The following is an 11,940-nucleotide window of genomic DNA, read 5'->3' as shown; positions in this document are numbered from 1 at the left end:
ATGCGTCGCGCAAAAGCCGTGGAAAATGCACGTTCCACGTAGAAGGTTGTACTTTTCATAGCTTGCAAGCTGGCAGGCTCGGTCATGCCCGTGACACGCACAGACAAGATAAATGGCGGCGCCCAGCGTACTTTTCCTTGCCAATGCCCGCGCCTAAACAGCGGCACTGTCACCTGCTGGATTATTGGAGCCTGCCCCCCATGAGCGATATCCCACTGCTACCCCGCGTCAGCCAGTTTCTCGGGCGCGATCACGGTCTTTACATCGATGGCGGCTATGTCGCCAGCAGCAGCCACAGCAAACTCAAGGTCATCAACCCGGCCAATGGCGAAGTCATCGCCCAGGTCAGCGATGCCGCCCAAAGCGATGTTGATCGTGCCGTCGAATCCGCCAACCGGGGTTTCAAGACCTGGTCCAACACCAGCCCGGCAGCACGCGCGGCGGTGTTGTTCAAGCTGGCCGACCTGCTGGAGCAACACCGCGAGGAACTGGCGCAGATCGAAACCTGCCAATCCGGCAAAATCATTCACATTGCCCGCGCGTTCGAGGTCGACCAGGCCGCCCATTTCCTGCGCTACTACGCCGGCTGGGCGACGAAAATCACCGGCGAGACCATCACCCCGTCACTGCCTTCCTTCGCGGGGGAACGCTACACCGCCTTTACCCTGCGCGAGCCCGTCGGCGTGGTGGTGGGCATCGTGCCGTGGAACTTCTCCACCATGATCGCCATCTGGAAGCTGGCTTCGGCTCTGACCACCGGTTGCAGCGTGATCATCAAACCCAGTGAATTCACCCCGCTGACGATCCTGCGCATCGCCGAACTGGCCAGCGACGCCGGCCTGCCGCCCGGTGCCTTGAACGTGGTGACCGGCAGCGGCACCGTCGGCAAAGCGCTGATCGAGCACCCGGGCACCGACAAGGTCTCCTTCACCGGCTCCGTGCCCACCGGGATTGCCGTGGGCAAAGGCGCGATGGACGCCAAGCTGACCCGCGCCACCCTGGAGTTGGGCGGCAAGAACTCGGCTGCGTTCCTGCGCGACATCGACCTGGATAAAGCCGCCGACGGCATCATCGAGGCCGGCTTCCTGCACTCCGGCCAGATCTGCGCCGCCGCCGAGCGTTTTTTTGCCCACCGCTCGCAGATCGAACCCCTGATGGACAAACTCGCCCAGCGCCTGGCCACCTTGAAAATCGGCTCGCCCCTGGATGAAACCACCCAGTTCGGCCCGGTCACCCACAAACAGCATCAACACAAACTCGCCGGCTTCTTTGCGACGGCACGCGCGCAAAACAACAGGATTGTCTACGGCGGCAACCTGATCGAGGGGCCCGGCTGCTACGTCGAACCCACGATCATTCTCGCCAACGACGTCAACGACAGCTTGCTCAACGAAGAAACCTTCGGCCCCATCGCGACGTTCTTCCCGTACGACACCGAAGAAGAACTGCTGCACCTGATGAACAACACACCCTACGGCCTCAGCGCCAGCCTGTGGACCAACGACCTGTCCAAGGCCCTGCGCCTGGTGCCGCAAATCCAGGCCGGTACGGTGTGGGTCAACATGCACACCCTGCTCGACCCGGCGGTGCCCTTTGGCGGCACCAAGTCATCGGGGATCGGCCGTGAGTTTGGCGCGGCCTTCATCGACGATTACACGGAGCTGAAATCGGTGATGATTCGCTACTGAGTTGAAAGTACCGATTTGCAAGCGCACGGGCGCCTACGTAATACTTGCGCGATGAAACTCAGCGACCCTATAAAAAACACTCGCCAGCAGGCTGCTCCAGAGAAGAGGTTTCCCTGATGCCGTCGGCACTCGATAACCCGGCGGCGCAAAACCAGAGCTTCTGGAAAAAGGCCTCGGGTTATGCCCTCCTGGCCTGCCTGGTGGCGTTTTCCAACGGCACCGACCTGACTTGTCTTGCCGAGGGATTATCGAACCGAAAGCGCGTCTTCAGTCCTGGCTTCATTGCTGTGTGCGTATTTGTGGCCTTGGTTGAGCTGATCCTGCTGAACCACTTCTACGGCACACGCGGCTGAGGTAGGACCAGGGCACATTTCCCATCCTGGGAGTCTCAAGGCGAACTACGCTTGAAGCCACTAACCGGAGAGCTGCCATGAACCCGCACACTACCGCCCTTGTCCTGATCGAGTTCCAGAACGATTTCACCACGCCAGGCGGCGTATTCCATGACGCCGTCAAAGACGTCATGCACGCATCCGACATGCTCGCCAACACCGCAACCACGGTGCAGCAGGCGCGCCAGCTGGGCGTGAAAATCATCCATTTGCCGATCCAGTTCGCCGAGGGTTACCCGGAACTGACCACCCGTGACTACGGGATTCTCAAAGGTGTGGCCGATGGCAGTGCCTTTCGCTCCGGCAGTTGGGGCGCCGACATCAGTGAGGCGCTGAGCCGTGAGGCCGCAGACATCTTGGTGGAAGGCAAGCGCGGGCTCGATGGGTTTGCCACCACTGGCCTGGACTTGGTGCTGCGCAACAATGGCATCCAGAACCTCGTCGTCGCGGGTTTCCTCACCAACTGTTGCGTCGAAGGCACCGTTCGTTCGGGTTATGAGAAAGGCTACAACGTGGTCACCTTGACCGATTGCACGGCAACCTTCACCGACGAGCAACAACACGCCGCAGAAAACTTCACCCTGCCGATGTTTTCGCAGACGTTGCAGCACACGGCCTTTCTCAAGGCGCTGAGCGCCCCGTAATCCACAAACGGCGGCTGAACATTCAGCCGCCCCGCCCTCCCCCTAGTACCCAAACAGCGACTTGCTCTCCAGGTACTCATCAAACCCCAACTCGCCCCATTCACGGCCATTGCCCGACTGCCTGTAGCCGCCAAACGGCGCAGCCTGGTCGGCCCGTGCGCCGTTGAGGTGGACCATGCCGGTGCGCAATTGGCGCGCCACCGCGCGGCTGCGTTCCAGGCTCAACGAGGTGACATAGCCCGATAAGCCATACGGGCTGTCATTGGCGATGGCAATCGCTTCGGCTTCGCTGTCGTAGGGCATGATCGCCAGCACCGGGCCGAAGATTTCCTCCCGCGCCACCAGCATGGCCGGCGTGACGTCGGCAAATACCGTCGGTTTCACGTAGTAACCGCACTCAATCCCTTGGGGCCGGCCCAACCCGCCGGCGACCAACCGCGACCCTTCGGCGATGGCCGCGGCGATCATCGCCTGGACCCGCTCGAACTGCATGACGTTCGCCACCGGGCCGACGGCCGTGAGCGGGTTGCTGTCGTCATGACACACCTGGGCCAGCACTTCCTGGGCAATCGCGATCACCGCCCCTTGCTGCTCGCGCGGCACCAGCAGGCGCGTCGGGGCATTGCACGACTGGCCGCTGTTGCGCATACAGCCCAATACCGCATGGCGTACGGCGCTTGGCAGGAACGCATCGTCGAGGAGGATATTCGCCGACTTGCCGCCCAATTCCTGGGAGACACGCTTCACCGTGTCCGCCGCCGCCTTGGCCACCGCGACGCCGGCGCGGGTCGAACCGGTGAAGGACACCATGTCCACGTCAGCATGACTGGCCAGCGCCGCGCCCACACCGGGCCCGTCGCCATGGACCAGGTTGAACACCCCCTTCGGCACCCCGGCCTCGTGCAGCACTTGCGCGATGATCTGCGCGGACAACGGCGCCCGTTCACTGGGTTTGAGCACCACGGTGCAACCCACCGCCAACGCCGGCGCCAGCTTGCAGGTGAGTTGGTTGAGGGGCCAGTTCCACGGCGTGATCAGCGCGCAGACGCCAATCGGCTCGCGCACCACCAGTGTGTTGCCCAGGCGCCGCTCGAAGCGGTAGTCGCGCAACACGTCCAGCGCCTGTACCAGATGGCCGAGGCCGGCCGGCACATGGGCGCTGCGGGCCAGGGACAGCGGCGCGCCCATCTCCAGGTGCACCGCTTCGATCAACGCTTCGCTGTGGCGTTTATAGGCTTCGATGATGCCTTGCAGCAGGTCGATGCGCGCCGCCACCGAACTTGCGGCAAACCCCGGGAATGCACGCCGGGCAGCACTGACGGCGCGATGCACATCCTCGCCATCGCCGAGCATCACGCGGCCGATCACCTGTTCGGTGGACGGGTTCACCACTGCTTCGACACTGCTGCCGTGAGGTTTGACCCAAGCACCGTCGATGTAGAACTCAAACAGATCCGACATGCCCTGCACTCCCTTCAAGACACTTGATTCAAGGCGCCCGCCAAGGTGTCGAACACCTGGGCGATTTCCTGCGGGCTGATGACCAGCGGCGGCGAAATCACGATGGTGTCGCCCGAGCCGCGCACCAATACGCCGTTGTCGAAGCACCACTGCGCAACCTCGCTGCCCCGTGCACCGGCCGCACCAGCGCGTGGTTCCAGTTCGACGGCGCAGAGCAGACCGAGGGTGCGCACGTCCAGCACCGGGCCCACTCCGCGCAACGCCAGCGCCGCCGCCTGCCAAAGCCCACTGACGGCGTTGACGTGTTGGTTGATGCCCAGCTCGCGATGCACCTCGATGGTTGCCAACCCGGCCGCACACGCCAGCGGATGCGCCGAATAGGTGTAGCCGTGCATCAGTTCGATCACGTTGGCGGGGCCAGCCATGAAGGCTTCATACACCGCTGCGCTGACCAGTACGCCGCCCATGGGCACGGCGCCGTTGGTCAGGCCTTTGGCGGTGGTAATCAAGTCCGGGGTGACGCCAAAGGCTTGCGCGGCAAAGCTGTCGCCCACGCGGCCAAAGCCGGTGATCACTTCGTCGAAAATCAACAGCACACCGTGGCGCGTGCAGATCTCCCGCAGGCGCTGCAAATAACCCTGGGGCGGCGGGTACACGCCACCGGAACCGGTGACCGGCTCGACGATCACGGCGGCGACGGTGCTGGGGTCCTGGATGTCGAGCAGTTGCGTCAGCGCATCGGCATAACTCGCGCCGTGTTCAGGCTGGCCGGCGCTGAAACGCATGCTCGCGTCGTACGGCAGCGGCAGGTGGGACACCTCCCCCAGCAGCGGGCCGAAGTCGCGCTTCTGCCGACCAATGCCAGACACCGACAGCCCGCCGAAGCCCATGCCGTGGTAACCCTTGGCCCGCCCGATCAGCTTGGTACGGCGGCAATCGCCCCGCGCCTGGTGATACGCCCGGGCGATCTTCAACGCCGTGTCCACCGCCTCGGAACCGGAGTTGGTGAAGAACACCTGCGCCATGCCCGCCGGGCTGATTTCGATCAACCGCTCGGCCATCTCCAGCGCCTGGGGGTGGCTCATCTTGAAGGACGAGACAAAGTCCAGGCGCCCCGCCGCTTCGCGAATCGCTTCGACGATCTTCGGCTGGCCATGCCCGGCATTCACGCACCACAGCCCGGCCATCGCGTCGAGTACACGGCGCCCGTCGGTGGTGGTGTAGTGCATGCCGTCGGCACTGGCGAACATCATTGGTTGTTGCTGGAACTGACGCATCGGGGTGAACGGCGCCCAAAAGGCGGGGCTGGCAATAGTGCTCATAACGACTCCTGCAAAACGGTGGTCTGATGGCCGATCAGCGTCGGGCGCTGCAACGGGCCGGCGTTAACGTTGACGCGGCGGTCCACCGACAAGGTGCCGCCCTCGATCCGGCACGTGACCTGGTCACAAAACGCCGTCTCGACAAACTGCCAGGTCATGTTCAGCACGCCGTCTTCGCGCCAGCGCGCCTGCGCCACGACGGGGGTGATGTCCGGTTGGTATTGGTGATGCAGATAGTGGCCGGTCATGCCTGTCTGGCTTTCGATGGCATCCACCAGCCCGGCACGGATGCAATGGGTGCCACGGGGGTCGGTGAGGTAGAAGTCGCAATAGTCAGGACCGAACTCCAGGCGCACCTGGCTGACCTGGTCTTCATTGGCCTGCATCACGAACGTGCCGCTGAACTCAGCCTGGCGTGACGAACGCGAAGCTCCCGTCAGCGACGGCCGCCGCTGGTGGGCCAACAGTCGCGCCAATTCGCCATCCGCTGTGCCATCGGTGGGCACGCCCAGCGCGGGCAGCAGGTGTTCCCAGAGCAGGCTGTGCAGGCGCCGCTCGCCCAGGGGCAAGCCGGCGGTAAACGCGATCACCGCGTTATGCCGGGGCAAGACGATGCACTGCTGGCCGAACACGCCTGAGGCGTAATAACCGCCGTGCAAGGTCATCCACCACTGGTAGCCGTAGCCTTCGCGGCGCGTGACGGCGGCGTCGCTGGATTCATCGCGGCCCAGGTAGCGCTTGCCATCGAAGGCGCCCATCCACACATCATCGACGTGGCCACGGGTGGCTTCGGCCACCCACTCTGCGGACAACAATGGCTGCCCTTCCCATTGGCCTTGCTGCAAATGCAGCACGCCAAACTTGAGCAAATCTTCGGTGCTGCAACTCAAACCATTGCCACCGGTGTTGAAGCCACCAGGGGCCAGGTCCCACTCAATCGGGCCCATGCCCATAGGTTGGAAAATACGCGCGTTGCACAGCTCAAATGCCGTCTGGCCACTGACCACGCTGACGATGGCCGACAGCATGAAACTTGACGCGCTGCTGTAGATAAACCGATGCCCAGGCGCGTCTTCCACCGGTTCATTGAGGAACAACTTGACCCAGCTGTCACTGCGCCCACGCCAGGCGCCACCGGAGATGCCCTGGCGGTGCCCGGTGCGCATGGTCAGCAGATCGCGCACGGTCATGGCCGCCAGGTTGGCGCTGATGGCGGCCGGGCAATCGGCGGGAAAAAAGTCCACCACCTTGGCGTCCAGCGACAGCACACCGTCATCCACCAACAGCCCGACGGCCATGGCCACCCAGCTTTTGGTCGCCGAATGCTGGACATGCAGGCGCTCGGCGCGATACGGCGCCCAGAACGCCTCGGCCACCACCGCTCCGTCGCGGTAGAGCATAAAACTGTGCAACTCCAGGCCCGCAGCATTCACCGCTTCGATGAAATCACTGACGCCCCGCGCCGATACACGTTGTTGGCTGGGCAGTGCCCGGCGCAACGGCAAACTTGTCATTTGATCTATCCCTTAATGTGCACTGCGTGGGCGTGCAACAGGCCGAGCCTGTTGCACGCCATGACGGCTACCAGAGCGCCACGGTGTAGCCCAGGATCACGCGGTTTTCGTTGGTGTCACGGGCGAAGTTGCTGGTAGCGCTGGCGTTCTGCCAACGCAGCGACACGTCCTTGAACGTGCCGCTCTGCACCACGTAGCCCAGGCTCAAGTCGCGTTCCCACTCGCGCCCTTCGCCGTTGAAGCCAATGACCTTGGCGTTGTCGCCCTTGGCGTAACGCGTGGAGAACAGCAGGCCCGGCAGGCCCAGCGAGGCGAAGTCATAGTCGTAGCGGGCATGCCACACGCGCTCGCCGGTCTGGGAGAAGTTGGCCAGTTGGTACTCAGTGAACAGGTAGGTGTTGGTGCCGTCCACGTAGGTGAACGGTGTCGAACCGTACTGCGCCTGGTAACCGCCGCTGAGGTTGTGGCCGTCCAGGCTGTAGCCGATGCGCGTACTCAACGCACGGTTATCCACCTTACCGGCCAGGGCGGCGGCGTCTTCGCTGGCATTGAAGTAGCGAATGTCGGTCTTGAAGGTGCCGGGGCCCCACTTGAAGCTGTTTTTCACGCCCAGGTAGTGCTGTTGGTAGAGGCTTTCCAATTGCGCGTATTGATAGGTCAGCGCAGTGTTCGGCGTGAGTTTGTACTCGCCGCCGGCATAACGGAACTCATCGCTTTTCGCGCTGCTTTTGTAGGCGCCGTACTGGCTGGTGAGGCCCATGTCTTCGTAGTGCGTGGAGTCGCGCTGCTTGACCTGGTCCAGTTGGCCGGCGCTCAAGGTCAGGTTGTCGATGTCTTTGGACGTGACGGCCGTGCCGCTGAAACTCTGCGGGAACAGGCGGCTGAGGTTGGGTTGCAGGGTCGGCAGGTCGGGCACCATGTAGCCCACGCGCAGCTCGCTTTTGGCCAGGCGCGCCTTGCCGGTGATCCCCAGTTTTGAGTAGTTGTCGTGGGCGCGGCGGGCATAGCTCGGTGAGCCCGGTTCGGCCACGCTGGAGCGTGCAAGCAGGCCGGTGCCGGAGTTGTCCGGGCTGGAATCGAGCTTCACGCCAAGCATGCCCACCGCGTCCAAGCCAAACCCAACCGTGCCTTCGGTAAACCCCGATTGAACGTTGAGAATAAAACCCTGCGCCCATTCGGCACGCTTGTTCTGCCCGCTGTCTTCGCGGTAGTCGCGATTGAAGTAATAGTTCTTCAATTCCAGCGCGGCCTTGCTGTCGGCGATGAAGTCGGCGTGGGCCAGCAAGGGCATGAAACCGGCGCCCATGACGCTGGCTCCGGTGACGACTTTAGTGATGCGGTTATTCATGTGCAGGTTCCTGGCAGACAGGTTGAGTGGGGTTGTTTTTGTTTTCTTCGGCCATGGCTTCGCCCACCTCGTCAATCCGCGACTGACGAGGGATGGGGTGCAACGCATGGCCTGGGGTGCAGCAGTACCTAAATCACACTGGCGCGCAGGCGATAACTGCCGTCCGCACGTTTCTCCAAGGGGCTTGCCGCCGCCAGCAAGCGGCGGGTGTACGGGTGTTGCGGGCTATCGAAGATCGTGTCACGCGGGCCCATTTCCACGACCTCGCCTTGGTTCATCACTGCCACCCGATGGGCAATACGCTCCACCGCCGAGAGGTCGTGGGAGATAAACAGGCAGGCGAAGCCGTATTGGCGTTGCAGGCGCTCGAACAGTTCGAGGATCTGCTTCTGGATGGTCATGTCCAACGCGGAAATCGGCTCGTCGGCGATCACCAGTTTCGGCCGGCGCACCAACGCACGGCCAATCGCCACGCGCTGGCGTTGACCGCCCGAGAGTTGGTGGGCGAAGCGCTCGCGAAACTGCTCGGGCAAGCCCACGTCCACCAGGGTGTCGGTGACGCGCTGACGTTTTTGCGCGGCGCTCAGGGCCGGTTCATGGCGCAGCGGTTCGGCCAGGATCTGGCCGACGGTCATGCGCGGGTCGAGGGACGAGTACGGGTCCTGGAAAATCATCTGGCATTGCAGGCGATGCACGCGGTTGGCGGCCTTGAGGATATCCACGCCCTGGAACAGGATCGCCCCGGCACACGGATTGACCAAGCCGACCACCGCCCGCCCGAGGGTGGTCTTGCCCGAGCCGCTGCCGCCGACCAACGCCAGGGTTTCACCCGGGGCGATGCTCAGGTTCACCGAATGCACCACGCGCTTGGGCACGCTGCGCCCCCAGAAACTGCGCGGGCCCGGATGTTCGATACACACGTCGCGCACCTGCAACAACGCTGCGTCCGCCGCAGGCAATGGCACCAACTCGCCGCGCCGGGGCAGCGCTTCGAGCAACTGGCGGGTGTATTCGGCCTTGGGCGCGAAGAGGATATCTTCGATACGCCCCTGCTCCACCGCCTTGCCCGCACGCATCACCACCACTTTGTGCGCATAGCGCGCCACCAGCGACAGGTCGTGGCTGATAAACAGAATCGCCGTGCCCTGTTCGCGGGTCAGCTCCAGCATCAACTCGATCACGTCCAGTTGGGCCAGGCAGTCCAGCGCCGTGGTCGGTTCATCGGCGATCAACAGCGCCGGGCGCAGCAACATCACCGAGGCGAGCATGATGCGTTGGCGCATGCCACCGGAGAACTGATGCGGATAAGACGCCAGGCACTTTTCCGCGTCCTTGATGCCGATGCGTTGCAGCATGGCGACGCAGCGCTCGCGGATCGTCGCCGCATCCAGCGCGGTGTGCAGCTTGAGTGCCTCGCTCATCTGCCGGCCAATGGTCAGCGCCGGGTTGAGAGAGACCATCGGTTCCTGGAACACCATGCCGATCCGCGCGCCGCGCACTTCACGCATGGCCTTGGCGTTGTTGCTGTCCAGCGGCTCGCCCTGGAAGGTGATGCGCCCGCCGCACACTTGCATCGGCGCCGGCAGCAAGCCAATCGCAGCGCGGGCGGCCATGGTCTTGCCGCTGCCGGACTCGCCCACGAGGGCGACGATTTCACCGGGGGCCAGGGTAAAGCTAAAATCATCGACAGCCAGCGGGCCGTCCACACCAACGCGAATCTGTAGATTTTCAACAGCCAACAAAGGCACGGGTACGCTCATGCTCATTTCCTCATGCGCGGGTCGAGACGATCACGCAAGGCATCGCCGAACAGATTGATCGCCAGCAACGTCAGGCTGATAAAGATGCCAGGGAAGATCCCCAGCCACGGCGCGTTGGAGATATAGGTGCGGCTGGCCGAGAGCATGCTGCCCCAGGTCGCGGCCGGTGGTGGTACGCCAAGGCCGAGGAAACTCAGCGCGCTCTCCGAGAGCAGCGCCCAGCCGAACATGCTGGTGGCCAGCACACACAACGGCGCCAGGCAATTGGGCGTGATGTGGCGGAACATGGTGTACAGCTCGGAGTTGCCGATCACCCGCGACGCCTCGATAAACTCCAGCTCACGCAACGACAGCACACTGCCGCGCACCACCCGCACCACCGACGGCGTGTAGGCAATGCCGAGGGCGAGCACGATGCCGTACTGGCTGGCCCCGACAATCGCCATGATACCCAGGGCCATAAGGATGCCGGGGAACGCGAGCAGTGCATCGTTGAGCATCATCAGGATGCGGTCGGTCCAGCCGCGCAGGTAGCCGGCGAGCATGCCGATCAGTGTGCCGCAGACCACCGCCACGCTCACCGACAGCAGGCTGATCCACAGGCTGGTGCGCGCGCCGATGATCAAGCGGCTGAACACATCCCGGCCAAATTCATCGGTGCCCAGCCAGTGCACGGCATTCGGCGCATGCAGACGCGACAGCAGGTCGAGCTTGAGCGGGTCGTACGGTGTCCACACCACGCCGAGCAAGGCCAGCAACACCAGGGCTGCGAGCAAGCCGCCGCCAATCAGCGCATTCAGCGGTGGGTAGCGCCGACGTCGGCGCGGCGCGATTGCCGTTACGCCGGGCAAGGCAGGCGTCTTCAGGTTCATAGCTTCACCCTTGGATCGAACAGCGGATACAGCAGGTCCACCAACAGGTTGACCAACACATAGATGCAGGTGATCAGCAGCAGGCAACCCTGCAACACCGGGTAGTCGCGGGAGAAGATCGCGTCGACCATCAGCCGGCCGATGCCGGGCAAGGTGAACACGGTTTCCAGCACCGCGATGCCGCCGAGCAGGTTGCCGAGGATCAGGCCGATCAGGGTCCAGGTTGGCGCGAAGGCATTGCGCAAGGCGTGTTTCCACAGCACCGCGCCCTCCGACAAGCCCTTGGCCCGGGCATGGGCGATGTATTCCAGGCGCAGCACTTCAATGGTGCTGGCCCGTGCCATGCGGGCAATGGCGCCGAACTCCACCAGGGTCAGGGTCACAATTGGCAGCACCACATAGGTCAGCGCTTTCATCGGGTCGCTGCCAAAGCCGACGTAGCCGATCACCGGCAACCAGCCCAGCTGGATGCCGAACACGTAGAGCAGCAACAGGCCCAACCAGAAGCTCGGCACCGACAGCAACAGCGTCGCCGTCGCCACCAGGCCCAGGTCCATCGCGCTGTTTTGCTTCCAGGCCGCGAGCAGACCCACTGGCACCGCCAGCAGGGTCGCCAGCAGCACCGCCACCAGCACCACCGTGGCGCTGACGCTGAAGCGCTCCACCAGCAAATCCAGGACCGGCTGGCGGCTGCTGATGGACACCCCGAGGTCGCCACTGAGCACCGACTTGATCCAGATCAGGTACTGGGTCACCACCGAGTGGTCCAGCCCCAGGCTGCTGCGCATGTCGGCCAGGCTTTGCGGGTCGGCCATGTCGCCGAGCATCAGCAAGGCCGGGTCGCCGGGGATCAGGCGGATCAAGGCAAACACAATCACCGAGATCAGCAACAGGGTCGGCACCGCCATGCCGAGCCTGTGTGAGATGAATCGAAACATA

Annotated in this window: 10 protein-coding genes; 3 read left to right on the top strand and 7 right to left on the bottom strand. The window is 63.5% G+C overall.

Going from position 1 to position 11,940, the window contains the following annotated elements:
- Positions 1–200 precede the first annotated feature (200 nt).
- The 3 genes from DBR46_RS01060 (at position 201) to DBR46_RS01050 (ending at position 2,724) form a co-directional block, all read left to right on the top strand.
- Complete coding sequence (locus tag DBR46_RS01060; protein WP_124524638.1) at positions 201–1,688, top strand: aldehyde dehydrogenase family protein; 1,488 nt, start codon at positions 201–203, stop codon at positions 1,686–1,688.
- A gap of 116 nt (positions 1,689–1,804) precedes the next feature.
- Positions 1,805–2,041, top strand: a complete 237-nt coding sequence (locus DBR46_RS01055; protein WP_124524637.1) for a hypothetical protein — start codon at positions 1,805–1,807, stop codon at positions 2,039–2,041.
- A gap of 77 nt (positions 2,042–2,118) precedes the next feature.
- Positions 2,119–2,724 carry a cysteine hydrolase family protein gene (locus DBR46_RS01050; protein ID WP_124524636.1) on the top strand — a complete coding sequence of 202 codons (606 nt, stop codon included), beginning with the start codon at positions 2,119–2,121 and terminating at the stop codon, positions 2,722–2,724.
- A gap of 42 nt (positions 2,725–2,766) precedes the next feature.
- Here the strand turns inward: DBR46_RS01050 and DBR46_RS01045 are convergent, their stop codons facing one another.
- The 7 genes from DBR46_RS01045 to DBR46_RS01015 all read right to left on the bottom strand — a co-directional run bounded on the left by DBR46_RS01045 (position 2,767) and on the right by DBR46_RS01015 (position 11,939).
- Entirely contained in the window at positions 2,767–4,185 is a 1,419-nt protein-coding gene (locus tag DBR46_RS01045) for an aldehyde dehydrogenase family protein (RefSeq protein WP_124524635.1), read from the bottom strand.
- 14 nt (positions 4,186–4,199) lie between these two features.
- Positions 4,200–5,507: an aminotransferase class III-fold pyridoxal phosphate-dependent enzyme gene (locus DBR46_RS01040; RefSeq protein WP_124524634.1), complete on the bottom strand. Its 1,308-nt coding sequence runs from the start codon at positions 5,505–5,507 to the stop codon at positions 4,200–4,202.
- Positions 5,504–7,021 (bottom strand): serine hydrolase, encoded by a 1,518-nt coding sequence (locus tag DBR46_RS01035; protein ID WP_124524633.1) that lies wholly within the window; start codon positions 7,019–7,021, stop codon positions 5,504–5,506. The genes DBR46_RS01040 and DBR46_RS01035 overlap by 4 nt, the downstream gene beginning before the upstream one ends.
- Before the next feature lie 67 nt (positions 7,022–7,088).
- Entirely contained in the window at positions 7,089–8,369 is a 1,281-nt protein-coding gene (locus DBR46_RS01030) for an OprD family porin (protein ID WP_124524632.1), read from the bottom strand.
- 128 nt (positions 8,370–8,497) lie between these two features.
- A complete protein-coding gene (locus DBR46_RS01025) occupies positions 8,498–10,129 on the bottom strand; it encodes an ABC transporter ATP-binding protein (RefSeq protein ID WP_124524631.1) in 1,632 nt (543 codons plus the stop codon).
- A gap of 2 nt (positions 10,130–10,131) precedes the next feature.
- The gene (locus DBR46_RS01020) at positions 10,132–11,001 is read right to left on the bottom strand and encodes an ABC transporter permease (protein ID WP_017734257.1); all 870 of its coding nucleotides are present in this window, start codon (positions 10,999–11,001) and stop codon (positions 10,132–10,134) included.
- A complete protein-coding gene (locus DBR46_RS01015; protein ID WP_124524630.1) occupies positions 10,998–11,939 on the bottom strand; it encodes an ABC transporter permease in 942 nt (313 codons plus the stop codon). Before DBR46_RS01015 ends, DBR46_RS01020 begins: the two co-directional genes overlap by 4 nt.
- Between the last annotated feature and the right edge of the window lies 1 nt (position 11,940).

The sequence above is a fragment of the Pseudomonas sp. KBW05 genome, assembly GCF_003852405.1.
GTDB lineage: Bacteria > Pseudomonadota > Gammaproteobacteria > Pseudomonadales > Pseudomonadaceae > Aquipseudomonas.
The sequence above is the reverse complement of the archived record's forward strand: the minus strand, read 5'-3'. Positions and strand labels throughout refer to the sequence as shown.